26 protein-coding genes are annotated in these 23,443 nt (G+C 70.3%); 5 read left to right on the top strand and 21 right to left on the bottom strand.

Annotated features, from left to right (window positions below):
* The first annotated feature begins 110 nt into the window (after positions 1-110).
* On the top strand, positions 111-560 hold the full coding sequence (locus AMYNI_RS0106480) for an ester cyclase (RefSeq protein ID WP_169515707.1): 450 nt from the start codon (positions 111-113) through the stop codon (positions 558-560).
* A 48-nt stretch (positions 561-608) separates the two neighbouring features.
* Here the strand turns inward: AMYNI_RS0106480 and AMYNI_RS43785 are convergent, their stop codons facing one another.
* The 3 genes from AMYNI_RS43785 to AMYNI_RS0106495 all read right to left on the bottom strand — a co-directional run bounded on the left by AMYNI_RS43785 (position 609) and on the right by AMYNI_RS0106495 (position 3,702).
* Positions 609-1,967, bottom strand: a complete 1,359-nt coding sequence (locus tag AMYNI_RS43785; RefSeq protein WP_020667176.1) for a styrene monooxygenase/indole monooxygenase family protein — start codon at positions 1,965-1,967, stop codon at positions 609-611.
* 135 nt (positions 1,968-2,102) lie between these two features.
* The gene (locus tag AMYNI_RS0106490) at positions 2,103-2,537 is read right to left on the bottom strand and encodes a hypothetical protein (protein WP_020667177.1); all 435 of its coding nucleotides are present in this window, start codon (positions 2,535-2,537) and stop codon (positions 2,103-2,105) included.
* A 28-nt stretch (positions 2,538-2,565) separates the two neighbouring features.
* A complete protein-coding gene (locus AMYNI_RS0106495; protein WP_020667178.1) occupies positions 2,566-3,702 on the bottom strand; it encodes a saccharopine dehydrogenase family protein in 1,137 nt (378 codons plus the stop codon).
* 177 nt (positions 3,703-3,879) lie between these two features.
* Between AMYNI_RS0106495 and AMYNI_RS0106500 the strand changes: the two genes are divergently transcribed.
* Complete coding sequence (locus AMYNI_RS0106500; protein WP_020667179.1) at positions 3,880-4,845, top strand: TIGR03564 family F420-dependent LLM class oxidoreductase; 966 nt, start codon at positions 3,880-3,882, stop codon at positions 4,843-4,845.
* Between the two features lie 53 nt (positions 4,846-4,898).
* Here AMYNI_RS0106500 and AMYNI_RS0106505 read toward each other — a convergent pair whose 3' ends face one another.
* Positions 4,899-5,486 carry a TetR/AcrR family transcriptional regulator gene (locus AMYNI_RS0106505; protein WP_020667180.1) on the bottom strand — a complete coding sequence of 196 codons (588 nt, stop codon included), beginning with the start codon at positions 5,484-5,486 and terminating at the stop codon, positions 4,899-4,901.
* 102 nt (positions 5,487-5,588) lie between these two features.
* Here AMYNI_RS0106505 and AMYNI_RS0106510 point away from each other — a divergent pair, with 102 nt between their 5' ends.
* Positions 5,589-6,335: an SDR family NAD(P)-dependent oxidoreductase gene (locus AMYNI_RS0106510; RefSeq protein ID WP_020667181.1), complete on the top strand. Its 747-nt coding sequence runs from the start codon at positions 5,589-5,591 to the stop codon at positions 6,333-6,335.
* Positions 6,336-6,362: 27 nt separating this feature from the next.
* Here AMYNI_RS0106510 and AMYNI_RS0106515 read toward each other — a convergent pair whose 3' ends face one another.
* The 3 genes from AMYNI_RS0106515 to AMYNI_RS47055 are packed head-to-tail and all read right to left on the bottom strand — an operon-like array spanning position 6,363 to position 9,581.
* Positions 6,363-7,154, bottom strand: coding sequence for a tryptophan 2,3-dioxygenase (locus AMYNI_RS0106515; protein ID WP_020667182.1), 792 nt, complete (start codon positions 7,152-7,154; stop codon positions 6,363-6,365).
* Positions 7,151-8,659: an FAD-dependent oxidoreductase gene (locus AMYNI_RS43790; RefSeq protein WP_169515709.1), complete on the bottom strand. Its 1,509-nt coding sequence runs from the start codon at positions 8,657-8,659 to the stop codon at positions 7,151-7,153. Before AMYNI_RS43790 ends, AMYNI_RS0106515 begins: the two co-directional genes overlap by 4 nt.
* Positions 8,649-9,581 (bottom strand): prenyltransferase, encoded by a 933-nt coding sequence (locus tag AMYNI_RS47055; protein WP_020667184.1) that lies wholly within the window; start codon positions 9,579-9,581, stop codon positions 8,649-8,651. Before AMYNI_RS47055 ends, AMYNI_RS43790 begins: the two co-directional genes overlap by 11 nt.
* Positions 9,582-9,679: 98 nt before the next feature.
* Here AMYNI_RS47055 and AMYNI_RS0106530 point away from each other — a divergent pair, with 98 nt between their 5' ends.
* Positions 9,680-10,156 carry a hypothetical protein gene (locus AMYNI_RS0106530; protein ID WP_157357267.1) on the top strand — a complete coding sequence of 159 codons (477 nt, stop codon included), beginning with the start codon at positions 9,680-9,682 and terminating at the stop codon, positions 10,154-10,156.
* Here the strand turns inward: AMYNI_RS0106530 and AMYNI_RS0106535 are convergent.
* The 14 genes from AMYNI_RS0106535 to AMYNI_RS47065 all read right to left on the bottom strand — a co-directional run bounded on the left by AMYNI_RS0106535 (position 10,153) and on the right by AMYNI_RS47065 (position 22,243).
* On the bottom strand, positions 10,153-11,634 hold the full coding sequence (locus tag AMYNI_RS0106535; protein WP_020667186.1) for a PEP-utilizing enzyme: 1,482 nt from the start codon (positions 11,632-11,634) through the stop codon (positions 10,153-10,155). The genes AMYNI_RS0106530 and AMYNI_RS0106535 overlap by 4 nt on opposite strands.
* On the bottom strand, positions 11,634-12,632 hold the full coding sequence (locus AMYNI_RS0106540) for an SDR family oxidoreductase (protein WP_026360116.1): 999 nt from the start codon (positions 12,630-12,632) through the stop codon (positions 11,634-11,636). The genes AMYNI_RS0106535 and AMYNI_RS0106540 overlap by 1 nt, the downstream gene beginning before the upstream one ends.
* 172 nt (positions 12,633-12,804) lie before the next feature.
* Positions 12,805-13,863 (bottom strand): SDR family oxidoreductase, encoded by a 1,059-nt coding sequence (locus AMYNI_RS0106545; protein ID WP_020667188.1) that lies wholly within the window; start codon positions 13,861-13,863, stop codon positions 12,805-12,807.
* Positions 13,860-14,792: an ACP S-malonyltransferase gene (locus tag AMYNI_RS0106550; protein WP_020667189.1), complete on the bottom strand. Its 933-nt coding sequence runs from the start codon at positions 14,790-14,792 to the stop codon at positions 13,860-13,862. The genes AMYNI_RS0106545 and AMYNI_RS0106550 overlap by 4 nt, the downstream gene beginning before the upstream one ends.
* Positions 14,789-15,526 carry a 3-oxoacyl-ACP reductase family protein gene (locus AMYNI_RS0106555; protein WP_020667190.1) on the bottom strand — a complete coding sequence of 246 codons (738 nt, stop codon included), beginning with the start codon at positions 15,524-15,526 and terminating at the stop codon, positions 14,789-14,791. Before AMYNI_RS0106555 ends, AMYNI_RS0106550 begins: the two co-directional genes overlap by 4 nt.
* Positions 15,523-16,206: a hypothetical protein gene (locus tag AMYNI_RS0106560; protein ID WP_020667191.1), complete on the bottom strand. Its 684-nt coding sequence runs from the start codon at positions 16,204-16,206 to the stop codon at positions 15,523-15,525. Before AMYNI_RS0106560 ends, AMYNI_RS0106555 begins: the two co-directional genes overlap by 4 nt.
* 3 nt (positions 16,207-16,209) lie before the next feature.
* Positions 16,210-17,379 carry a beta-ketoacyl-[acyl-carrier-protein] synthase family protein gene (locus AMYNI_RS0106565; RefSeq protein WP_020667192.1) on the bottom strand — a complete coding sequence of 390 codons (1,170 nt, stop codon included), beginning with the start codon at positions 17,377-17,379 and terminating at the stop codon, positions 16,210-16,212.
* The gene (locus tag AMYNI_RS47060; protein WP_020667193.1) at positions 17,372-17,716 is read right to left on the bottom strand and encodes a phosphopantetheine-binding protein; all 345 of its coding nucleotides are present in this window, start codon (positions 17,714-17,716) and stop codon (positions 17,372-17,374) included. The genes AMYNI_RS0106565 and AMYNI_RS47060 overlap by 8 nt, the downstream gene beginning before the upstream one ends.
* Positions 17,717-18,067: 351 nt before the next feature.
* Positions 18,068-18,655, bottom strand: coding sequence for a 4'-phosphopantetheinyl transferase family protein (locus AMYNI_RS43805; RefSeq protein ID WP_020667194.1), 588 nt, complete (start codon positions 18,653-18,655; stop codon positions 18,068-18,070).
* A gap of 16 nt (positions 18,656-18,671) precedes the next feature.
* Positions 18,672-19,130, bottom strand: a complete 459-nt coding sequence (locus AMYNI_RS0106580; protein WP_020667195.1) for an SRPBCC family protein — start codon at positions 19,128-19,130, stop codon at positions 18,672-18,674.
* Positions 19,131-19,238: 108 nt separating this feature from the next.
* Complete coding sequence (locus AMYNI_RS0106585; RefSeq protein WP_020667196.1) at positions 19,239-19,940, bottom strand: maleylpyruvate isomerase family mycothiol-dependent enzyme; 702 nt, start codon at positions 19,938-19,940, stop codon at positions 19,239-19,241.
* Positions 19,937-20,629, bottom strand: a complete 693-nt coding sequence (locus AMYNI_RS0106590) for a hypothetical protein (protein WP_157357268.1) — start codon at positions 20,627-20,629, stop codon at positions 19,937-19,939. The genes AMYNI_RS0106585 and AMYNI_RS0106590 overlap by 4 nt, the downstream gene beginning before the upstream one ends.
* The gene (locus tag AMYNI_RS0106595; RefSeq protein ID WP_020667198.1) at positions 20,626-21,816 is read right to left on the bottom strand and encodes a beta-ketoacyl-[acyl-carrier-protein] synthase family protein; all 1,191 of its coding nucleotides are present in this window, start codon (positions 21,814-21,816) and stop codon (positions 20,626-20,628) included. The genes AMYNI_RS0106590 and AMYNI_RS0106595 overlap by 4 nt, the downstream gene beginning before the upstream one ends.
* The gene (locus AMYNI_RS47065) at positions 21,809-22,243 is read right to left on the bottom strand and encodes a phosphopantetheine-binding protein (RefSeq protein WP_157357269.1); all 435 of its coding nucleotides are present in this window, start codon (positions 22,241-22,243) and stop codon (positions 21,809-21,811) included. The genes AMYNI_RS0106595 and AMYNI_RS47065 overlap by 8 nt, the downstream gene beginning before the upstream one ends.
* 394 nt (positions 22,244-22,637) lie before the next feature.
* Between AMYNI_RS47065 and AMYNI_RS47070 the strand changes: the two genes are divergently transcribed.
* On the top strand, positions 22,638-23,414 hold the full coding sequence (locus AMYNI_RS47070) for a MaoC family dehydratase (protein WP_020667199.1): 777 nt from the start codon (positions 22,638-22,640) through the stop codon (positions 23,412-23,414).
* The last annotated feature ends 29 nt before the right edge of the window (positions 23,415-23,443 follow it).

The raw sequence follows: 23,443 nt of genomic DNA on the forward strand, positions 1-23,443 counted from the left end.
AACATCCCCGAACCGGCCCACCGTGCCGCACGCCCACCCTCTTGACAGGAGCACTGCGTAGCGTCCTCGCATTCGGTTAGCGACGCCGAGTAACCATGGGAGGGACGGCCGTGGCCACCCGCATTGCAAAACCGCCAACGACCGGCGCGCTGGTCTGGATGAACGCCGCAGAGGTCTACCACGAGTACAACGACGCGGAGAACCGTCGCGACATCACCGCTCTTCGCGCGCTGGTCACCTCGGACCTCATCGTCACCGTGAACGGGCGTCCGGCACTCGCCTCCGGGGAAGAGGACAGGGCGGTCAAGGCCGAACTGCGCCGCTGCTACCCGAACTACCGCAGGGAGATCGTGGCCACCCTGGCGGAGGGCAACCAGGCCGCGGTGCGCTGGCGGCTCTCCGGCACCCCGGCCGCCGAACTGCCCGGACTCACCCCGATCGACGTGCACGGCTGCTCGATCATCCGGATCCGCGGCGGCCGCATCGTCGGCGCCGCGATGTACTACGACAGCGCGGCGATGGACGCCGTCATCCGGCGCGCCCTCCTCGCCCGCGCCTGACCACCCAACCCTCAAAGGGCAAAAAGCCGGCTATTTGCCCTTGCGGGGTCAGCCGGCGGCGAGTTCGCCGACTTTGGCCATCGCTCGGGCGAGCACCGACTGGGCGTCCTCGCCGTCGCAGGTCCTGGAGATCCACGCCAGCAGGTCGGCCGTGTCGCCGAAGGGCTGCGCGTCCTGCGGCTGGGACAGCAGCCTGAGCACCCCGTCGGCGACCCGGCGGTCCCCCACCGCGGCGGCGAAGAGCAGCTGCGGGATCTCACCGCCGCCGGCCCCTTCGAGCAGGGTCCTGGTGTGCGCCATGGACGGTTCGGCGTAGCGGGCGTAGAAGTCCTCGAAGGTGGCGTTCATCCAGTCCGCGTCGAAGGCGCCTTCGTGCCGGCTGATCGCGTCGCTGTAGTGCCCAACCTGCTTGAGCCCGCACTGGGCGCCCTGCGCGCCGAGCGGGTCGAAGGTCAGCGAACTGTCCCCCAGCGACAGCACCGGCCTGCCGCCCGGCGTGCGCCCCGCGGCCGCGCGCACCGACGGCAGCACCGCGCCCTTGAGCCAGGACAGCCGGTCGGACTCGATCACCTCGGCGTCGCGGATCGACTCCCATTCCCACGGCACGTCCTCGCGGTAGACGCGCTTGACCGCGGCCAGCATCTCGGCCGCGCTGCCGGCCGCGCGGAAGGCCTCCTCCCACGGGGTGCCCATCCTGGCGAAACCGAGCCAGCTCCAGCACGGGCCGGCGGTCTTGTGCAGGTACGGGCACCAGATGCCTTCACCGGTGTCACCGATGACGCTGAAACTGTTGTACAGCCGCCCGTCTCCGGTGTGCGCCGTGTTGGCAGTGTTGGCCGTGTTACTGAAGGCCGTGCCGTCCAGCGGGATCCCGGTGACGGTCAGCATGCCGAGGAAGCGCTGCGGCTCGGTGTAGCCGCTGCGCACCGGGTCGCGTTCGAACAGCCCGCTCAGGCCGCCCTTGCCGGTGGCCACCATGGCGAGGTCGTGCGCGGCGGCCACCTCGTCCAGGTCGGACACGCTCACCTCGGTGACACGCAGCTCGCCGCCCGCCGCAGTGAAGGCGTTCATCCGGTCGTAGGAGACCAGCCGGGTGTCCACCGCGCGCCCGATGTCCACTCCGAGATCCCCCGCCGCGGACAGCGCGGGCACGCCCACCGTCGGCGCCAACCGCAGGATCATCCCGGCGATGCCCGGCGCGCTGGCCTCGTAGCTGTCCAGCCCGAACCGCTGTTCCACGGCGAGCGCCTCACCGAGCACCATGGCGGTGCCGGTGGCCGGCGTGTTCTCCAGCAGGTCCGGCGCGCTCCGGTCGCTGTACAGGGTGACCTCGTGCCCGCGCCGCAACAGGACCAGCGCCATGGTGGCGCCCGTTCGCCCGGCACCGATTACCGCGATTCTCGCCATGTCGGCATTCCTCCCCAGAACATGCGTAATTGCCGGAGAAATTAAGGAATGCCGGACCGGCCTGTCAAGGCGAGAATTCCTATTGCCGCAATTTTACCGAACGCGGTCGGACGACTCCGGCGAGCATTTTCTCACCTACTTGGTTTCTGATTTTCGGACCGCGCCGGCCAGTGCCGCGCCGGTGACCGCGAGCCCGCCGATCATCCCGGCAGTGGCCCGCCGCCTGCCCTTGCCGACGTCCTGGTTCGTCGAAGCCAGCACGACGTGCACCAGATCGATGGCGGCACCGGCCAGCAGCCAGTTCGACAGCCGCCGCGGAGACGTCCGTGACCGGTGCATTCCGGAGCCGATCGCCGCGTCGGTGCCGGTGAAGATCAGCCCGAACACGGTGCCGCTGCGACCGTCGAAGCGGGATCCGAACATTTCGGTCATCAGCTTCCGCGGTCGCAGCCCGCAGCCGGTCGCGAACAGGGCGCGTCCGCCGATAGCGACCGTCACCAGCGCCGGCAAGGCTTTGTCCAGCGTCCCACTGCCCTGATCCGGTGAATGGTTAACCTCATTGTCGGTCATGCGGCCTCCTGTCGAATCGTAGTCGAATTCACCGCGAATCCCGCGGTTCCCGCACCCATTCCACCAGCCCGGCCAGCGCCGCGGCCGAACGCAGCTCCGCCAGCCCGAACGCTTCGATCGGGCCGAGCGCGCCGGTGGCCCGCAGGCCGCCGTCCGCCGCCCGCTCACTCGCCCAGGTGAGCAGCGAACCGGTGATCGGGTACCCGTTCGGGCCGCGCAGATGGCTTTCCGCCAGCACCGCACCGGACTCGTCGAGGGCAAGCCCGACCACGTGCGAGCGGATCGTGTCCACCGCGATCGGGTCCGGGCCGATGGACGAGCCGGCGAGCCGGCGGCTGAGCCGCGCGAAAGCCGGTTTGACCCCGGGAACCCTCGCCAGCGCGGGAAAAGCGGCGGCGGTGAGGCTGAGCAGCCTGGTCGTCTCGCCGAACCAGCCGAGGTAGACGTTGACCTCGCGCAGCCGCGGGTAGCTGCGCGGCAGGGCCAGATGCTCCGACCCGCCCAGCGACATCGCCAGCGAACGCCCGGTCGGCAACGGGAACCGGCGGGTCCTGGCACCGGCCGGGTCGGCCCGCAGCTCGCCGTCGCGCCAGGTGAAACCGGGTTCGAGCAGGCAGCCGACCAGCGAGGCGGCGGTGCCGGGCGTCATCAGCGCGGGGCCCGGTGTCCCGCCGGTGACGAAGTAGCCGGTGTCCACCCGCACCGCGGCCGGGCCCGCCGCCTCCAGCGCCAGCGCGCCGGCCAGGTTGCCCGGCACGTAGTCGTAGCCGAAGCCGGGGACCAGCCCGACGCCCGCGCGTTCGGCGGCGGCGCCGTACCGCTCGAACACCTCGCGGATGAACGGCGCCTCCCCGCAGGAGTCGAAGTACCAGGCACCCGCCTCGATCGCGGCGGTCACCGCGGCGTGCCCGAGCCGGACGAACGGGCCGACCGTGGACACCAGCACGTCACCGGGGCCGAGCACGGACTTCAGCGCCCCGGGCTCGGTGACGTCGGCCCGCCGCGTCTCCAGCTCCCCGAGTTCACCGAGGCGCTCGGCCAGCGGGGCCAGCCGAGCGGGGTCGCGCGCGACCAGCAGCGGCCGCAGACCTCGGCGCACCATCCGCTCGGCGGTGAGCCTGCCGGTGAAGCCGGTGGCACCGAGCAGCACGATCCGACCAGTCATCGTCGTCCTCCACGCGTCGGTGCGGACCGACCCTGGCCGACTGGTCGCTGTTTCCCCGCCTCGATCACCGGAAGTCTGCCATCGATCCAGGACCACCCGCCGCCGATCCGGGCGCGCCCGCGACAGACCCGCACTTGCACCTCGTGCCCGGCACCGGCAACGGTTAGCTTCGGCCAGGTGCGCTTCGGCATCAACATAGACGGCGGGTCCGACTTCGGCGAGCTGCTGGCCAAGGTCCGGCAGGTGCGCGAGGCTGGGTTCGACAGCGCGTGGCTGCCGCAGAGTCCCGGCGGCGGCCCGGCCGGCCGTGGCAACCGCAGCAACCGCCGCGGCCGGCACACCTTGTTCGGCTTCGACAGCCTGACCGCGCTCGCGGTCGCCGGGCAGCACGTGAACGGGATCGAGCTGGGCACCAACATCGTGCCCACCTTCCCCCGGCACCCGATGGCGCTGGCCGAGCAGGCGCTCACCCTGCGCGCCACCTACCCCGGCCCGATGGTGCTGGGCATCGGCGTGTCGCACCGGCACGCGGTCGAGGACCAGTGGGGCTACCGCTACGACCGCACCGCCCTGCGCATGCGCGAATACCTGCACGTGCTGGGCGAGCTGTTCACCACCGGGGTGGTCGACTTCGACGGGGAGACCGTCCGCGCCAACGGTTCGCTGACCATTCCGCCGCAGGACCCGTTTCCGGTGCTGGTCGCCGCGCTGGGGCCGCGCATGATCGAAGCGGCCGGTGAGCTCTCCGACGGCGCGATCACCTGGATGACCGGGCACCGCACGATCGCCGAGCACGTCGCGCCGACCCTGACCGCGGCGGCGAACCGCGCCGGTCGGGCGTCGCCGAGGCTGGTGGCGATGATGCCGGTCTGCGTGACCGACGACGTGGAAGCCGCACGGGAACGGGCGAAGCGCGTGTACCTGATCTACCGCTCGCTGCCCAACTACCGCGCGGTGCTCGACCGCGAAGGCGCCGAAGACAGCGCCGACATCGCGCTGCTCGGCGACGAGGACACCGTGGCGGCTCAGGTCAAGCAGCTCGCCGACGCCGGCGCGACCGACCTCGACGCCATGCTCTTCGGCCCCGAAGAGGACCAGGCCCGCACTCGCGCCCTGCTCGCCGACCTCGCCAGAACAACCTGAACAAACCCAGGTTGGCAAGGCTCAGTGCGAACGGGCCGTTCGCGCCTGTCGGTTCAGTCGCCGGAGTGCTCCGGCAGGAGTTGAGCCGCGAGCGATCGTGCTGTGGCAGTGAGTGTGGCCGTGTCCAGCCCGGTCCGGCTCATGAACACGAGCCCTTGTTGCGCGGCCAGTAGGGCCCGCGCTAACGCGATCGGATCCGCTCCGGCCGGTAGGTCGCCCTCGCGTTGGGCGCGGGCGACGCAGTCACCGATCAGCGCGGTGGACGTCTCGTAGGTGCGGTGGGCGTGATCGAGGACTTCCGGATCGGCGTTACCGAGTTCGCAGGTGCTGTTGGCCATCAGGCAGCCACGCCGCACGTCGGCGCCGGCCGGTGCCTCGAGGAGCATGCGTAGTGCGTCCAGGGCCCGTGGCGCCTCGGCGAGGGCTTCCCGCAACTGGCCATGGATATCGTCGGTGTAGCTGTGCAGCGCCCGGAGGAAGAGCTGACGCTTGTCGCCGAACGCTGCATACAGGCTGCCTTTGCCCAGTCCGCTGACCCGCATCAGGTCTTCCAGCGAGGTCGCGGCGTAACCGGCGTCCCAGAACTGATCCCGGACGGCGTTCAGCACCTGCTTCTCGTCGAACGATCGCGGACGTGCCATGCGAACAGGATATGGGTTCTTGACCGCGCGGTCCACCATGCTTATGGTGGACCGCGCGGTCAAGAACCCGTGGCACGTTGCATCTAGGGAAGTGGGAAGCAGATGGGAAAGCTGGACGACAAGGTGGCGATCGTGACCGGCGGGTCGCGGGGGATCGGGGCGGCGTCGGCGCTGGCGCTGGCTGACGAAGGAGCCGACGTCGCGATCAGCTACTCGTCCTCGGCGGATCAGGCCAAGGCCGTGGTCGCCGACCTGGAAGCAAAGGGAGTGCGCGCGGCGGCCTTCCGGGCCGACCAGGCGGACGCGACGCAGGCGGCGGGCCTGATCCACAACGTGGTCCAGCACTTCGGAAAGCTGGACATCCTGGTCAACAACGCGGCCGCGAGTGGTGGCGGCCTGGTCGACAGCGAGCTCGTCGACCAGGCCGCCATCGAGCGGCAGCTCGCCGTCAACTACACCAGCGTGGTGGCCGGGATCCAGGCGGCGGTGCCGTCGCTGCCCGATGGCGGGCGGATCGTCAGCATCAGCTCAGGTGTGGCTACCCGGGCGGGTTTCCAGGGGATGGCGTACTACACGGGCACGAAGTCGGCCATCGAGGGCTTCAGCCGGGGCGCCGCCCGCGATCTGGCGCACCGGGGCGTCACGGTCAACGTCATCCAGCCCGGGTTCATCGACACCGAAGGAAACCCCGCCGACAGCCCGGCCGCATCCATGTTCCTCCCGACAACGGCGATGGGGCGGTACGGCAGGCCGGAGGAGATCGCCGCAGGCGTCGTCTTCCTCGCCAGCCCGCAGGCCTCCTACGTCACCGGCGCAGTGCTGAGGATCGACGGCGGATACGGGGCATAACCCGGTGCGTAACTCACGGGCACGGGGTCAGAGTTCGCTGCGGACGGCCCAGAGGTCGGGGAACATCGGGGTGAACAGGGTGTCGCGCAGGTAGGCGGCGCCGGCCGAGCCGCCGGTGCCGATCTTGGCGCCGATCGTGCGTTCCACCATCTTCAGGTGCCGGTAGCGCCATTCCTGGATGATCTCGTCCACGTCCACGAGCCGTTCGGCGGCCTGCGCGCAACCGCCGTCGTCCCGGTACGCCTGCAGCAGCACCTTCTGCAGCTCCTCGGACGGCTCGGCGGGCAGCCGCACGTCGCGCTCCAGCAACGCCTCCGGCACCGGGTAGCCGTGTGCCGCGAGGTAGCGCAAGAACGAGTCGTAGAGCGACGGCCGCGACATCGCATCGGCGATCCGTTGCCGCGCTTCGCTGCCCTCCGGGTAGTGCTCGGCGACCGCCGGGTCCCGACGGCCGAGCACCGCCTCCAGCTCGCGGAACTGCGCCGACTGGAACCCGCTCGCCGCGTCCAGCCGGACCCGGAACTGGGTGAACTGCCGGGGCGTCATGGTTTCCAGCACGTCGATCTGGGCGACCGCGACCTTGAAGATGGTGAGCACCCGGTGCACGGTCTGCACCGCGTGCGGGGTGTCGCTCGCCTCCAGCCTGGCCTGCAGGTGGCGCAGTTCGTGCAGCAGCTCCTTGAACCACAGCTCGTAGACCTGGTGGATGATGATGAACAGCACCTCGTCGTGCTCGTCCGAGCGCGGCCGCTGCGCACCGAGGATCTCGTCCAGCGCGAGGTAGGAGGTGTAGGTCAGGGCCGGGGACTGCTCGCTCACGGTGCCGCCTTCTCGTTGGGGCCGCTCGGCTGGTCCACGCCGTGCGTCGCGCCGAGCGCGTTGGCCGCGCCGGCGCCGGCGCGGCCGTCGTCGCTGCCCGCCCAGGCGTCACCGTCCACTTTGGTCTTTGCCGCGCCGCCGGCCGGCTTGGGCAGATCGCCGAACTTGGGCCGGTACTGGCGGTACTTGCGGACCACTTCCTTACCGCCCCGGCTCGCGACCAGCCCGGCCACCTCACCGATCGAGCACTGTCCACTCCGGACGAGCCGGACGGCGGCGCGCAGGATCCGCGGCGGGGTGAGCACCCGGTACGGCGAAAGCCGGTGCGACATCACCTTGTCGATCATCATCACCTTGGCCTTGGGGTCGTCCCCGATCACCCGCAGGATCTCCAGCTCCAGCTTGCCGAGCGGGCCGGACTGCGCGAAGTCGTAGGCCAGCCAGTACATCGGGGTCGCGTCCGCGTCCCGCCACCGCCACCACCGCCTGGTCACCCTGTCCAGCGCCGCGCGGTCCCCCGCCGGTACCGCGGTGACGTCCGTGGCGAACCGCTTGGCCTGACGCAGCGCATCGGAGATGCCCTGCGCGATGGTCGGGTCCTTGAAGTGCCCGGCATCGCCGATCAGCGCCCAGCCCGGCCCGGCCGACTCGCGGAAGTAGCCGGGCAGATAGGCCGTGCCCACCGGCCTGGTCACCCGCCGCCCGGTGCTCAGCACCTCTTTCAGCTGCGGGCATTCGGCGACCATCCGGTCGTAGCTCTCCGGCAGGTCGCGCTTGAACTCCGCGAACTCCTCGACGCCGGGCGCCACCACCACGGTGAACCGCCCGCTGTCCGAACGGAACGCGATGGTCAGCTTCCCGCCGTCGCGGTACTGGTGTCCCGGCGGCAGCCCTTCGTCGCTGACGTCCAGAAAGTCTGCCCAGAACGCGAAACGCTGGTTGGAGGTGGTGTTGTAGGTCCGCGAACCGGCCAGCTCGGCCACCCGAGAATTCCGCCCGTCCGCGCCGACCACCAGCGGCGCGCGCACCTCGTACTTGGTGCCCTTGTGGCGCAGCTGCACGCCTTCGACCCGGCCGGCGGCGCCGGTGACCAGCCCGACCAGCGTAGTGCGCTCGCGGATATCCACCCCTTCCGCTGCCGCCCGTTCGATCAGGAACCCGTCCAGCAGGTTGCGGCTGACGCTGATCCCGCCCGGCGGCTGGCCGGGGTCCGGGAACACCGGGGTGTCCAGATCCACCTTGTCGTAGTCCACCTTCACCGCGTCGACGAACGGCGCGCCGGTGCCCCTCAGCTGTTCGAGCACCCCCAGTTCGGCCAGGATGCTCACCCCGGACACCTGCATCAGATGGGTGGACAGCGTGTCGCTGGGAAAGCCGGCCCGGTCCACCAGCACCACCCGGCGCCCGGCCCTGGCAAGGTGGATCGCCAGCGAGGCGCCCGAGATCCGGGCGCCGACCACGATCACGTCGGCGGTTTCAGTTTCGCTTTCGCTTTTATGAGACAACATTGACCACCACTGACCCCAGTACGGCGAATTGGAGGGCGAGGAACCCGTAGTTCCGACGGTTGCGCCACTGCCCGCGCAACCCGTTGCGCAGCACGTAGAACTGCAGCAGCCAGGCCGGCAGCAGGCCGAGCGGCGTCCACGGGCCGAGCACCCCGGCCACGGTCGCGGCCACCGCCAGCGCCCAGGACGTGACGAAGGTGCCGACCACGAAGACCAGGTTGCCGCGCTTGGAGGTGCGCGCGGCCACCGTGTGCCGGTTCACCCGGCGGTCGTCTTCGGCGTCCACGGTGTTCGAGCAGATCAGCACCTGCACCAGCCAGAGCCCGAACAGCAGCCCCTCGACCAGTGCCGCGGCGCTCACCGAACCGGTCGCGGCGCCGTAGGGCAGCCACACACTGCCGGCGAGCGTGATCCCGGTGAGCGCCTCACCGCCGCCGAAGATCCGGTAGCTGAAGTTGATCCCGGCCGAGTACTGCGCGCCGAAGATCGCCACCACCAGCCCACCGGCCAGCACCCACCACGGCTCGAACCCGGCGACCGCCCAGAAAACCAGTACGCAGACCGAAGCCAGCGCCACCGAGCTGTAGGCGAACACCTTCGCCGTGCCGACCGTGAGCGTGCCCCGGACCAGCGGCTTGACCTGGCTGCGCTTGCGTTCCGGCGCGTAGTTGCGGATATCGCTGCCATCGCTGAACCCGGTGATGTCGTCGAAGGCGTGGCTCGCGCACATGGTGAACGCGACGGTGACCAGGAACAGCAGGCAGAGCACGGCCGAGCGGACGTCGAGCATGCCGTGGCCGGCCAGCAGCGAACCGGCCAGCACCGGCCCGATCCAGATCTGGTACAGCTTGAGCTTTCCCAGCTGCGCCAACGCCGTTACGGTGCGCACCGGGCGCGCCTTCTCGGCCGTCTCGGACATCAGCGACCCTCCGGAGTCGGGTAATGTCGTGAGTGGAAAACGTTGCTCCGGCAACACTTTTCACTCACGAGCGTTGACCGGCGGAAAGAGGTTCCATCGTGGGCGAGCGATCCACACCCGTAGTGCGCGGCGTGCTCACCGGGCTCGCGGCCACCGTGGTCTACACCTGGACGAGCACGCAGCTGAAGAAGCGGGCCACCACGCAGGATTCGGTGCAGCCGATCCAGGTGGCCGTCGCACTCGCCGGTGCCCCGGAAGAGGGCGACCCCGCTCGCCGCCGCGGCGCGAACGCCGTGCTGCACTGGGGTTACGGCATCTGGGGTGGACTGCTGCGGGTGCTGCTGGCCCGGCGCGGGCTCAGCGGCTGGCGCGGCGACCTCGCCCAGCTGGCCGTGTTCTGGGGACCGTGGCGAGTGCTGGCACTGGCGCACAAACCGGCCCAGCGCGCGGATCGCGGTCAGCGCCGCGCCGCGCTGCTGGCCGACTTCGGCAAGCACGCCGCCTACGTGCTCACCGCCAGGTTCGTGCACGACCGGCTCGCCGGTCGGGCCGAGCGCCGGTGCAGCGATCACTAGATCGCGTCCCCGACGGAGACCGTGCCGTTCCAGCCGTCCACCACCGCGGACTGTCCTATTTGGTCGTCCGGAATGGACAGGCCGGCGACGAACGGGATGCCCAGCTCGCGGCAGACGATCGCGACGTGCGACAGCACGCTGCCGTACCGGCTGACCACCCCGTCGGGCAGCACCGCGAGCACGTAGTTGCCGTCCACCCGGTCACCGACCACGATCCGGCCCTCTTCGCCGTCGCTCTCCCGCACCAGCGTGCCTTCCGCCCAGCCGGGCGCCAGCGCGTTGCCCGCGCCGGCCAGCCCGGACGGGGCGGGCCGCACGGCTTCGGCCAGCCCGCGCCGTCGCTGCTGCAGGTCCACCGGATACTCGGTGGCGGCGGCCTCCTCCAGCTCCTCGCGGCGCTGATCGGTCAGCCGCCGCCGCGCGGTGGGACCCAGCTCGCGCAGCTCGGTCACGCCGAGCAGCGCGGCCTCGTCCGGTTTAGCGGAGAACGCGCCCATGTCCAGCAGCACCCGGGTGCAGTGCAGCGCGCGCAGCCCGATCTCCTTGGACCGCTCGCGTTCACCGAGCGCGAGGCCGAGCATCTTCACCGCCTGCTCGTAGACCGGGCCGAGCGCGGTGCCCAGCGGCACCGAAGCCTCGTCGGCGACGATCTCGCCGCTCGCCTTCTCCCGGTTGCCCAGCAGGGACGCGGCGGCGGACAGCCCGGCGTTCGAGAACCGGCCGAACAGCTCGCTGGCGTCGGCCACCTCGTAGTTGTTCAGCCGGTCCAGGTCGATGGTCAGCGCACCGGCCCGCGAACTGGCGCCCTGCCCGTCGTCCTTGCGGTGCGCGCTGGCCCGCAGCAGCTCCAGCGCGGTCGCGTCGTTGTACTGGATGCGCAGCAGCCGCCGGGTCAGCGCGGCCGCCGCGTAGGCGACCGTGGTGGTCCGGATGTGCAGCGCCCACGCTTCGCGACCGGCCTCGATGGCCGCGTCGCAGGCGGTGCCGGCCTGCCAGCTGCTGCCGGTCTCCACCGCCGCCAGCACCCCGGCCTCGGCCTTGGCCAGCGCGGTGTGCGCGGTGCCGAAGGCGTCGGCGTTGTCGAACACCAGCCGCAGCGTGCGCGGCAGCCGTAGCGCCGCCCTGGTCTTGCTGGCCTTGGGCCGCCTGGCGATCTCCGGGCCGGGGCCGCCGAGCAGCAGGTCCCAGATGCCGGCCGGGTCGATCACCCGCAGCTCGTCGATCAGCCGCTCGGTGGTGGTCATGTTGAAGTACGGCCGGAAACCGAAGTAGCTGACGAACCGCGGCCGCGGCCCGCTCGGCTGCTCGCGGGCGAACTTCCTCGCCGCGGCGCGGAAACCCTGCTCCATCCCGGCGCCGATGATGGACCAGGCCAGCGGGGAGAGCAGTTCCGGGCAGACCTCGCGGAAGTTGTAACCGCTGTGCACCGCGTCCGCGACGGTGCTCGGCGTGTCGAGGGAGAACGTGGGCAGGCTCATCAGGGCAGCTCCCGCAGTCGGGCGATCTCCTGGTCCAGGGTGCGGACCAGGTATCCGCGGTCGGCGGGCACGGTGACCCGGCCGGCGTCCACGAGTTCGTTCAGGCAGGACAGTTCCAGGTCCCAGTGCGCCGTGCAGTAGTCGAAGACCTCGCGCTCCATCGGCAGGTCCAGCCAGTGCGGGCGGACCACCGCGGCCAGCGACCTGGCCAGCCCGTGGTGCCGGATCCGCTTCGCCCGCGCCCCGTACTTCACGTTCACCAGGTCCAGGATCTCGGCCAGGGTCGGCGAAGCCGGGTCCACCGCCCACACCGAGGAACCACCGGTGCCGTGCTTGACCCGGTCCAGCACCACCTGCGCGCAGAAGTCCGAAGGCAGCGACCAGTACCGGTTGGAGCCCATCACCGGCAGCGGCCAGCCGGCGAAGAGCACCCGCAGCAGCTCGAACACGGCCTGCGGTTTGGCCGGGCGGGCCAGCTCGTCCGAACCGGCGAGCACGTGCCCGGCGCGGACGATGTCCACCGGCAGCCCGGACCCGCGGGCCACCCGCTCGCCCTGGATCTTGGCCCACTCGTAGAAGTTGCGCTGCTTGCCGTGATCGGGGTCGTAATCGCTGCGCATCCGCTGCCGCACGTCCCCGGTCGCCAGCAGGCTGGACACCAGCACCACGTTCTTCAACTGCGTACAGCTCTTGGCGAAGCGAAGCGCGCCGCGCAACGGCACCACGTGCTCGGACTGGGCCTTGGCCAGCGGCACGGACAGGTCGAAACTGCCCACGCTGACCACCACCGAGGTCACCTCGTCGGCCAACTGCTCGGCTTCGTCCTCGTCCAGGCCGAGGAAGTTCCGCCTGGCGTCACCGACGTGCACCTTCGCGTGCGCCTCGAGATGCGGGGCCGGACGCCGGGTCAGGCCGTGCACCTGGAGTCCGTCCGCGGCCGCCGAAGCGCACACCGCCGACCCGACCCAGCCACCGGCTCCAATAACCAGAACACTCATGCAGGCTCCTCCCCCGCGAGTCCACGCGCATCCGCGATCGCGTCGACAGGGCGTGCCTTGGGATGCTCGAGAACAGACCCCAGCAAAGCGCCCTGCCGCCCCGATAGCGGGGCCTGTCGGCCAGTGCGCGCGCTGTGGTCGTCTTGGGTGCCGCGGCCAAAGTCAACGCTGTTCATGCAGGCCACCCCGCGTAGTAGGAGTCGAGCACCGGGGCCTGGGGCCGGTGCGGCATGCCGAGGGTGCGTACCAGGCTGCGCACGGACACATCGGTGTCCAGCCCGGAACTGCTGAAGACGGTCTTCGACGCGAAGTAGCGCAGGCCGATCACCGCGGAGTTCTTCGGGCTCTCGTCCAGCCGGTCGGCCTGCTGGGACACCGCGCGCAGCCATTTGGCCGGCATCCGCACCGGCCGGGGGAACAGCCTGGTGTCCCCGTGCGTGGCCGCGGCCGCCTCCTTGGCGAACGCCTCCACCAGCGGTGCGGCCGCGCCCTGGCCGATGTTGCGCACCACCACGTCCGGCGGAGGATCTGGCAGCTCGGCCAGCGCGCTGAGCATCTTCGCGGCGACCAGGTCGCGCGGGCAGATGTCCAGCCGCGCCCCGGAGGCGAACGGCAGCACCGGCCACACCCCGGTCTGGATGATCCGGGAGAACGGCACCTTGGTCGCGCCGGAACGCACCCCGGGCACCTCTTCGAAGTCCCCGGACAGCGCCGGGATGCGCGCGATCACCGTGGGCACCCCGTGCGCGCGGGCGATCCGCGCCACCGCCCACTCCCCGCGCAGCTTGGTCCGCTCGTACTTGGTGAGCTTCGGCCGTTCCTCCAGCAGCACCTCGTACACCTCCTCGCCGTGGTCGTAACCGGCGTAGAGCGAACTGGCGTGCACCAGGGTCGCGCCGAGTTTGCGGGCCAGCTCCGCGGAGTTGGTCGCGCCTTCCACGTTGATCTCCACCAGCCGCGACCACGGCGCCGACCAGGACACGTCACCGGCCAGGTTGATCACCGCGTCCACCTCGTCGCGCAGCTCGGCCACCAGCTCGTCGGGCAGGCCCCAGTTCGGCCGCCGCACGTCGCCGGGCACCCCGCGCACCTGCGCCCCGGTGCGGCGCTGCAGGGTCTTGGCCCGGTTGGCCCAGTCGCCACCGCGCAGCAGAGCGACCACGGGCTGGTCGACCTTGCGCAGCAGCGCGGTGCCCAGGAATCCGGTCGCCCCGGAAACCAGGAGCGTCATCGTTGTACCTCCAGCTGGGGCAGCGCGGGCAGCCGCACGAACTTCACGATGTGCTCCCGCCTGCCGAGTTTGTGCAGGGTCTCGCCGGGCCCGGCGTCCCAGACCCGCTCGATCCCAAGATCGCGGACGCCCTTGGTGGCGTCCAGCCAGCGGACCGGCAGCAGCAGCGCGCGGATCAGCAGCTCGCGCAGCTCTTCGGGATCGGTGTGCGGAGCGGCGTCGATGGTGGACACCACGGTGGTCGCGGCCGGCTTGAACGGCACCGCGGTCACCGCTTCGCGCCACGGCCCGATCGCGTCGGCCATCAGCGGCGAGTGGAAGCTGCCGCCGATCGGCAGCTCCTCGGCCAGCACCTCGAGCTCCCCGGCGATGGCCACCGCTTCGCGCGCGGTGCCGGTGTCCCCGGAGAGCACGGTCTGCCGCCGGCCGTTGAGCCCGGCCAGCTCCAGCACCCCGCCGGAACGGGCTATGGCCTGGCGGCGGATCCACTCGATGCCGTCCAGCCCGGTGCCCATCACCGCGATCATCGAACCCGGCCGCGCGTCCTGCTGGGCGTGGCAGATCTGGCCACGCCGCTCGGCCAGCGCCAGCCCGTCCCACGGGTCCAGCACCCCGGCCTGCGCCAGCGCGGTCAGCTCGCCGAGGCTGTGCCCGAGCACCGCCGCCGGCGCGGCATCCGCACCGAACCGCTCGCTCACCGAAGCCAGCCCGCAGACGTAGGTGGCCGGCTGCGCCATCCTGGTGTCCCGCAGGTCGAGGTCGGCCGGATCGGCCAGCCCGGACCGCCGCAGGAACGCAGCCACCAGCGGGTGCTCGCGATACCTGGTCAGCGCCTCCACGGTGGCGTCCGGTTTGTTCCCCTGTCCGGGGAACGCGATCGCCAGACCGGCTGCCGTGTCTGAAGTGTCTACTGTGGACTCTTCGCTCATGAGATGGAGATCCCGCCGTCGATGGAAAGCACCTGGCCGGTCATGTACTCCGCGTCCAGCAGCAGTTCCACACCCTTGGCCACCTCGTCCGGGGTGCCGAGGCGGCGGAACGCGGTGCGCTCCACCAGCCCGGTGCGGATCTCGTCCGGCACCTCTTCGGTCAGCTCGGTGGCCATCAGGCCGGGCGAAAGGGCGTTCACCGTCACCTTCCGCTTGCCGCACTCCAGCGCCAGCGAACGGGTCAGCCCCATCACCCCGGCCTTGGACGCCGAGTAGGCGGTTTGGCCCTTGCTGCCGATCAGCCCTGCCGGCGAGACCACGTTGATGATCCGACCCCAGCGCTGCCGCAGCATGCTCGGCAGCACCGCGCGGCAGGCGTGGAAGGTGCCGATCAGGTTCACGTTGATGGTGCGCGCCCAGTCATCCACCGACTGGGTCGCCATCAGCCCGTCCATCCGCACCGCGCCGGAGTTGACCAGCACCGAAACCACGCCGAGCTCTTCCTGAACCTGCTCGGCCATCGCCTTGGTGGAATCCCAGTCGGCCACGTCGGCCTGCACCACCGTGCTCGGCAGGCTGAGCTCGGCGGCCACCTTGCGGGCCCGGTCCAGGCCGCTGGTGTAGTGCAGCGCCAGCCGGTAACCGCGCCGGTCCAGCACCCTGGCCACCGCGGCACCGAACGCACCGGAAGCACCGGTGACCAATGCGACCTTGTGCTCGGTGTGGGTGCTCATCGAGCCCCCGCGGTGCTCCGGTCGGCGGAAAGCCAGTGCTCCAGCGCGGCGACCGCGCCGGACGGGCGCGGCACCTCGGCCAGCGCCGCCAGCAGCTCCGGCACGCTGCCGAGATCACCCGCGCCGGCACCAGCCGGAGCGAGCAGCACCGCGGCCGCGGTGGAGTCCACCGTGTCCGGCAGCGCGTGCACGTCCTGTTCCGCCACATCGAAGGCGACCAGCAGCGCGCAGTCCGAGCTGCCGTCGGTGATGTGACTGGCCGCCACCGTGGTCATCAGCGCGAGGCTGTCCACGCCGCCGGTGTAGTGCACATTGGGGCCGCGGAAGCCGCCGGCGATGGAGAGCTGGCAGATCGGGTTGTTCGGCATCCGCTGCAGATAGTCGCCGACGCCCTTGGGATGCAGGTAGAAGTCGCTCAGCGCGGCTTCACTCGACTCGGCGGGCTCGGCCGGCTCGGGGGTGTCCGGGTCCCAGCCGCTGACGGTCAGCAGCGCCACCCGGTCCGGCTCGCCGACCGGCTCCCTCCGGTACAGGCTCAGCCCGGCCACGAAGGGAGCCAGCGACACCCGCTCCAGCAGCCGGTTGATCTTGCGGTGCGCGTTCTCCTTGGCGTAGCGGCGAAGATCGTCCGGCAGTTCGCCGGGACGGAAGGCGCCGGCCACCCGGATCTGGTCAGTCATCGGCTAGGCCTTCCCGAGGATCAGCGAGGCGTTGTGCCCGCCGAAACCGAAGCTGTTGGTGATGATGTGGTTCAGCTCGAGCTCGCGCGCGGCCTTCGGGATGTAGTCCAGGTCGCAGGCCGGGTCCGGCTCTTCGAGGTTGGCGGTGGGCGGGGCGATGCCGTCGCGCAGCGCCTTCACGCAGAGGATGGTCTCGATCGTGCCCGCCGGTGCCATGGTGTGCCCGAGCACGCCCTTGGACGAGCTGATCGGCACCTCCTCGGCGGCCTGGCCGAGTGCCTTGCGGATGGCCAGCGTCTCGCACCAGTCGTTGTCCCTGGTGGCGGTGCCGTGCGCGTTGATGTAGTCGATCTGCGAAGGGTCCAGCTTCGCGTCGGCCAGCGCCCGGCTCATCGCGTAGGACGGCCCGAGCGCGTCCGGCGGGGACGCCACCGAGTGGTAGGCGTTCTGCGCGGAACCGAAACCCTCGATCCGTGCCAGCGGGTCGGCCCCGCGGGCGCGGGCGTGCCGCTCGGACTCCAGCACCACGAAACCGGCGCCTTCGGCCATCAGGAAGCCGTCGCGGCGCGCGTCGAACGGGGCGCAGGCCTCGGTCGGGGCGCAGTCCCGCACGGTCATCGCGTAGAGCGAGCAGAAGGAGAAGAAGTCGACCTCACGGAGCATCGAGTCGGCGCCGCCGGCCACCACCACGTCGGCCTGCCCCGACTCGATCAGCTTCACCGCCGAACCGACCACCAGCGCGCCACTGGCGCAGGCGCCGTAGACCGAGGAGGCACGGGTCGCGCCGGAGGCGTCCCGCACCGCGTCCACCACGTCCTGCACGTGCGCGAGCAGCGACCCGTGACCGGGCCGCGGCAGGGTGCGCTCGCCGTGCGTGGAGACCAGCGCCGCGTCGATCCGGTCGGTGTGCGGGGTCAGCCCGGCGTCCGCCAGCGCCTCGGCGAGCGCGGACTGGCCGAACCTGATCGCCAGCGACTCGTCCACCGGCGCCTCGTGCTCGTAGCCGGGTACCGGGGCGCCGAACTTCGCCGGGGCCTCGTACAGCGGGAACCGCTCGACCGGGCGGCCGCACGGTTTTCCGTCCACCACGCGCTGCCAGGTGTCCTCGGCGGTCCAGCCACCGGGACTGACCACACCGACCCCGGTGATCCAGACGCCCGGGCGCTCAGACACCCGCGCCCACCCGTTCGGCGATGAAGTCCACGACGTTGCCCACGGAGAGACGACGGCTCACCTCGGCGAGCTGCGAGTCGGACAGACCGCCATCCGAACCCATCTTCTCCGGCAGGAACCTGGCCAGCTCGGTCAGCAGCTGCTTGACCTCACCATCATTCACCGAAATACCGAACTCACCCTTGAGCGACAAAATCAACTCCAGCAGATCAAGCGAGTCCGCATCCAGGTCATCGACCAACAGCGAATCCAACTCGATGGTATCGGCGTCGATTTCCAAATGCTTCGCCATCTGCACCCGGAGCCGCTCGAAAATCTGCCCGCGTTCCAACGCCACAACGCCACCCCATCCGTCTGGAGAACCACATTTACTCGACCAACTCAACCACCGTCCGGACGCGACGGACAACAACTCCCGACCGGCCACTCCCACAACCGCACATAGCGATTAACCCGGAGCCCTCCGTGCGTGCCGGGTCGCACAAGGTGAACGAAAGGAACGTTTTACTGGCAGTTTACTCCCACCCGTTCGCCAACCCGAAAATATTTCCACGCCGACGATTCGCAAGAAATTAACCAGAAACGCGGTGTTTCATAAAAGTGAGTGTCGTGCACGGTCCTCCGCGCACCCGTCGTCCGCACGTCACCGGCATCCAGCCGCCGCGAGCCACCCTCCGGGCGGCCCCCGTCAGCTGGATAGTGCACGACCCTCACTCACAACAAGGGCAAGATATGCCCGCTGATGCGGCAGAGAACGTACTCGCCAGTCGCGTCCGGCGGCGGTCAGCCGGTCCGGCACCGGATGCAGCCGGCGCGCCAGGCCCTGGCCGGTGGCCTTGGCCAGCGCCTCCCAGCGCACCCAGGCCGTCAGGATGTCCGCGTCGCCACCGTCCGCCCGCAGCATCGCGGCGAGCTCGGCGCGGTGGCGGATTTCGCGCGGGCGCTCGATGTCCACCCCCAGCCGCCGGTTCGCCGCGACCGCGACCGCGACGAACGGCCCGGAGTGGCTGAGACTGTGGAACCAGCGGTCTTCACCGTGCTCGACGGGGTTCGGGTAGCCGGTGTCGTCCGCGGTGAACGCGAACCTTTCCGGCTCCACACCGGTGCGTTCGGCCAACAGCAGCCTGCGCAGCCCGTGCACCAACACGAAGGATTCTCGTTTTCCGCCGTGGTAACGCATCGCGCGCGTCCGCTCGCGGTCGTCGAGCAGGTCCAGCGGGGCGGGCCGCTCCCCCGCCTCCGCGGTCCACAGCCACACCCCCTCCGCCACCTCCACCCCGGTCCCCCGCTGGCTACTTGAGGTGCTTGCCGGCTTCGAGGTACTCCTTGGCGTTGGCCAGTTCCTCCGGCACCGCCTTGGCCAGCCAGCGGTTGAACATCGGGTTGAACAGCCAGGCCACCGGCTTCTTGAAATCGAAGTTCAGCGCACGGGTGACCTTCGTGCCCTCATCAGTCTCCTCGCAGGTGAAGAAGGCGGTGAAGGTCATCAACGCGTCGGTCCAGGCCGGTACCCCGGAGATGTCGATGCGGTTGCCCTTCGCCACCACCCGCTGGGTGGTCTTCGGCCCCGGCATGCCCAGCACCTTCGGCGAAAAACGCAGCAGGACACCGTTGCCGTCTTCGGCGTCCTCGATCGAATGGATCTTGCCGAGCTTTTCGTCGACCTTGCGGTACTCGCGCAGATCCATGACGAAGTCGATGATGTCCCCGGGCGGCCGGTCAATGATTATCGTGGCCTCACCGTACGCCATTATGCGTCACCTTTCCGCGCCTGATCTATGCCTGACCGATAACCGTCGAAGTACCGCCGACCCTAGCATCGGAGGCGTACCCGGTCGATTTTTCCCGAGCCGGCCGGATCAGGCGGACGCGGACCGGTAGATATTCACCCTGTCGTCCAGTCCCAGTACCGCTGGATCCGCCCTGCCGGTGGCCGCGAGCACGAAATCCCGGGCGTCACCGGCGACGGCTTCACCACCGCCGCGGATATCGAGTTTTTCCACCCCGTCCAGCACCAGGGTGGCCGGTCCCCAGCCCCACAGGCCGAGCGTCTCGGCCAGGTGCACCACGCTCGCCCGCAGCCCGGTGCCCCGGTCCGGCTCCCGGCCGACCGCGCTGAGCACGTCGTCACCGTGCACGTACAGCTCGTACCAGAGCACCAGCACCGCGCGGCGGAGCGGACCGGGGAAACCGCCGGGTGCCCTGGCAACCCATGCCTCGTCGGTGAACCCGTCCAGCACCGTCCCGCACAGCCGTCCGGCCCGCGCGAGTTCCTTCGCCACCTTCGCCGGTGTGTGGTCGCGACGTTCGGCCGCCTGCCGCGCGGTCACCTCGGGCAGGCCCTGGCCCTCCATCCGGCCGACCGCGACCTCGCTGAACAGCCCGGCGACATGTCCGGCCACGTCCCGCACCTGCCAGCCTTCGCAGCGGCTCGGCCTGGTCCATTCGTCCTCGTCCAGCGACCGCAGCAGCTCCGCGAACCACTCGCAGTACCCGGCGATCCCGGCCATCACCTCGGTGCGCGGCAGCACCAGCGGCGGCTCCGCCTGCCTGGCCCTCATCGCGCGTCCCCTGCGGCCACCGGAACGTCACCAAATTCGGCGAGGCAGTCCTCCATCGCGGCCAGCGCGCCCTTCCCGGCACGCGCCGCGGCCTCGGCGGCGGCGATGATCGCGGGCAGCACGTCCGGCCCGGTGCCGGTGGTCAGCGCCAGTGCGGCGGCTTTGCTGCCGGTCCGTTCCGACGGGTTGCCGAGCTCGGCTTCGGCCGGGTCGTAGGCGACCACGAGCGCGAGCTTCGCCATCCCGCCGGCGAGATCCGCGCCGGCGGTGACCAGCGCCTGCCACAGCGCCTCCGCGTCCCCCGCCAGATGCGCGTTCGGCCCCCGGAATCCCTCCACAATGGACACCTGGCAGAGCGCGTTGTTGGCCAGCATGCGCAGCCAGCCGGTCGGGTTGGCGTCCTCCAGGATGTGCCTGCCGAGCCGGGTGTCGTCCTCGGCCGACCCGTCCGGGGTGAACGGCGGGTCCGGCTGCGCGCCGTCCCAGCCGCTGACCGTGTACAACGCGACCTCCGCCGGGTCGCAGCACGGATTGCGGCGGTACGCGGTCGCGGCAGCCACGAACGGTGCCAGCGACGCCCCGTCCAGGAACCGCAGCACCTTCCGGGTCGCGAAACCCTTGGCCACCACCCGCAGATCCTGGCCCGCGTCCTCGCCGGTCGAGTACCCGGCGGCCAAAATGATACTCATGCGACCCGCCCAAACACGAGCGAAGCGCTGTGCCCACCGAAACCGAAGCTGTTGCTCAGCACGTGGTCCAGTTCCTTCTCCCGTGCGCCGGTGGTGACGTAGTCGAGGTCGCACAACGGGTCCGGCTGCTCCAGGTTCGAGGTCGGCGGCACCACCGAGCTCCGCAGCGCCTGCACCGAAAGCGCGGCTTCGATCGCCCCGCAGGCACCCATCGTGTGCCCGAGCTGACTCTTGGTGGAGCTGACCGGCAACCGGTCGGCCCCGGCGCCGAACACCTTGCGGATCGCCAGTGTCTCCGAGGAGTCGTTGTCCTTGGTGCTGGTGCCGTGCGCGTTGACCCAGCCGATGTCCCCGGCGTCCAGCTTGGCGTCGTCGATCGCGCCGCGCATGGCCTGCTCCAGGCCAAGACCGTCCGGCGGCGGGGCGAACATGTGGTACGCGTTCTGCCGCAGCCCGAAACCCTCGGCCAGCGCCAGCGGCTCCGCCCCACGCGCCTCGGCGTGCCGGGCGGACTCCAGCACCAGGAACGCGGCGCCCTCGGCGAGCACGAAACCGTCCCGGCGGGCGTCGAACGGGCAGGAGGCCTCTTCCGGCGGGCACTCGCGGGTGCTCATCACGTACAGGCTGGAGAAGGACATGTATTCGAAAGGCACGATCAGCGCGTCACAGCCACCGGCGAGCACCACGTCCGCGTTGCCGGTCTGGATCAGCCGCAGGCCGACCCCGATGGCCTGTGCGCTGCCGGCGCAGGCGCCGTAGGGGGCGCTGTAGCGGCCGGTGCCGGCGGTCGCGGCCACCTTTCCGGCGATGTCCCGGATACCGATCAGCTTGCCGGTGTCGCCGTCGCGCGGCAGGCGGTTCTCGCCGTGGTTGGCCACCAGCGCGACGTCCACTCCGTCTTCCGCAGCGCCTGTGCCGTCTGCGTCATGCACCGGAAGCCCAGCGCTGCGCAGCGCCTCGGCGGCGGCGTGCAGGCCGTACTCCAGCGAGAGCGAGCGGTCGGCGGGCAGCGGGCCTTCGCGGCCGGGCACCATGCCGGCCACCCGACTGGAGGACGGGTAGGTCGGGAACCGTTCGAGCTTGCTCACCCCGGAACGGCCCTCCACCACGCACCGCCAGGTGTCCTCGGCGGTCCAGCCGCCGGGGCTGACCATCCCGAGGCCGGTGACCCAGACCCGGTCAGACACCGGCGCCCACCCGTTCGGCGATGAAGTCCACGACGTTGCCCACGGAGAGCCGACGGCTCACCTCGGCGAGCTGCGAGTCGGACAGACCACCATCCGAACCCATCTTCTCCGGCAGGAACCTGGCCAACTCGGTCAGCAGCTGCTTGACCTCACCATCATTCACCGAAATACCGAACTCACCCTTGAGCGACAAAATCAACTCCAGCAGATCAAGCGAGTCCGCATCCAGGTCATCGACCAACAGCGAATCCAACTCAATGGTATCGGCGTCGATTTCCAAATGCTTCGCCATCTGCACCCGGAGCCGCTCGAAAATCTGCCCGCGTTCCAACGCCACAGTGTCACCCCAACCAGCTTCGGTGGAATCCCCTACCGGCCGCAACCCAACCACCGGCACCGCGAAGACCACAACCAGAACGCCCCGCACCCACCCCACAACCGCAGATACCGAGCTGGCAAGGGTAATCGCGGGTTGCAACCACGCAAACCTGACAAACCAAGCACCGGTTCCTTGACAACATTCCAATAGCCGGACCTTGTTGCCTCTTTACCGCCAGACCCGCACTTGCCCCGCACTGAATAGGCAACGGCCAGGGTATCGTCGGCGCCGTTCGACGATTCACGATCACGGGGGAGCTATCTTGAGCGTTATGCACGATCCAGTCGACGGGGGCCGCCCGGAGGGTGGCTCGCGGCGGCTGGATGAAAATGACCTGCGGACCGAGGCCGAGCCGGTCGCCGTGCATAACGCTCATTCACATGGGACACCGCCTGAACGCGCGTCGCTGGTCGGCAGGCAATACTCACTGCCCGTACAGGAAGTGACCGAAAAAGGCGCCATCGCCTATGCCGAGGCCACCGGCGACGACCCCGCACGTTCGGTCGACCGGGGTTTCGCGCCGCCGATGTACGCGGTCCGGCTGATCGCCGGGCTGTGGCGCGCGGTGTACCAGGATCCGGTGCTGGGCACCGCGGACCAGCTCGTGCTGCACGCCGAGCAGCGCATGCTCTTCGCCGGCGACCTCCGCATCGGCGCGCAGGTGCACGCACACGGCTGGGTGAAGGGCATGATCGGCTTCGGTTTCGGTGACGCCGCGCTGATCCGCAACGTGATCGCGGACGAGACCGGGCGGGTGCTGGTGTCGATGGAATGCACCCTGGCCATCCAGGGCAGCAGCGACTGCCCGCCGGACGGGCGCCGGGCCAGGGCGCTGGACCGCGGCGAGCAGGTGTGCACCGAGTCGCGGCTGCTCGACGAGCACGCGCCGCACCGGTACGCGGACGCCGCCGACGACCACAACCCGCTGCACCTGGACGACGAGCTGGCCAGGACCGCCGGGCACCCGTGCCGGATCGTGCACGGCATGTGCACCCTGGCCACCGGGTTCGCCGCGTTGAGCGAACGGCTGCTGCGGGATCCCGATGACCGGGTCCGGTACCTGCGGGCCAGGTTCAGCCGGCCGGTGCTGCCCGGCAGCGAGGTGACCTACTCCGCGCACACCACCGGCGCGGCCGGCACCTACGCGCTGTCGGCGAGCTGCGGCGGCCGCCCGGTGCTGAAGAACACCTGGCTCCGGCTGGCCGGTCAGAACCGATGAGCACAGCGGACCCAAGGGATGCACGGAGC

This window comes from Amycolatopsis nigrescens CSC17Ta-90 (genome assembly GCF_000384315.1).
GTDB lineage: Bacteria > Actinomycetota > Actinomycetes > Mycobacteriales > Pseudonocardiaceae > Amycolatopsis > Amycolatopsis nigrescens.

What these genes read in the sequence shown, in the direction of transcription:
- AMYNI_RS0106580 (WP_020667195.1), bottom strand. Translation starts at nt 19,130, where the DNA reads ATGGCGTACGGTGAGGCCACGATAATCATTGACCGGCCGCCCGGGGAC.
- AMYNI_RS0106560 (WP_020667191.1), bottom strand. Translation starts at nt 16,206, where the DNA reads ATGACTGACCAGATCCGGGTGGCCGGCGCCTTCCGTCCCGGCGAACTG.
- AMYNI_RS0106545 (WP_020667188.1), bottom strand. Translation starts at nt 13,863, where the DNA reads ATGACGCTCCTGGTTTCCGGGGCGACCGGATTCCTGGGCACCGCGCTG.
- AMYNI_RS0106505 (WP_020667180.1), bottom strand. Translation starts at nt 5,486, where the DNA reads ATGGCACGTCCGCGATCGTTCGACGAGAAGCAGGTGCTGAACGCCGTC.
- AMYNI_RS0106495 (WP_020667178.1), bottom strand. Translation starts at nt 3,702, where the DNA reads ATGACTGGTCGGATCGTGCTGCTCGGTGCCACCGGCTTCACCGGCAGG.
- AMYNI_RS0106550 (WP_020667189.1), bottom strand. Translation starts at nt 14,792, where the DNA reads ATGAGCGAAGAGTCCACAGTAGACACTTCAGACACGGCAGCCGGTCTG.
- AMYNI_RS0106540 (WP_026360116.1), bottom strand. Translation starts at nt 12,632, where the DNA reads ATGAGTGTTCTGGTTATTGGAGCCGGTGGCTGGGTCGGGTCGGCGGTG.
- AMYNI_RS43785 (WP_020667176.1), bottom strand. Translation starts at nt 1,967, where the DNA reads ATGGCGAGAATCGCGGTAATCGGTGCCGGGCGAACGGGCGCCACCATG.
- AMYNI_RS0106490 (WP_020667177.1), bottom strand. Translation starts at nt 2,537, where the DNA reads ATGACCGACAATGAGGTTAACCATTCACCGGATCAGGGCAGTGGGACG.
- AMYNI_RS0106555 (WP_020667190.1), bottom strand. Translation starts at nt 15,526, where the DNA reads ATGAGCACCCACACCGAGCACAAGGTCGCATTGGTCACCGGTGCTTCC.
- AMYNI_RS0106590 (WP_157357268.1), bottom strand. Translation starts at nt 20,629, where the DNA reads ATGAGTATCATTTTGGCCGCCGGGTACTCGACCGGCGAGGACGCGGGC.
- AMYNI_RS0106535 (WP_020667186.1), bottom strand. Translation starts at nt 11,634, where the DNA reads ATGAGCCTGCCCACGTTCTCCCTCGACACGCCGAGCACCGTCGCGGAC.
- AMYNI_RS0106585 (WP_020667196.1), bottom strand. Translation starts at nt 19,940, where the DNA reads ATGAGGGCCAGGCAGGCGGAGCCGCCGCTGGTGCTGCCGCGCACCGAG.
- AMYNI_RS47055 (WP_020667184.1), bottom strand. Translation starts at nt 9,581, where the DNA reads ATGTCCGAGACGGCCGAGAAGGCGCGCCCGGTGCGCACCGTAACGGCG.
- AMYNI_RS0106510 (WP_020667181.1), top strand. Translation starts at nt 5,589, where the DNA reads ATGGGAAAGCTGGACGACAAGGTGGCGATCGTGACCGGCGGGTCGCGG.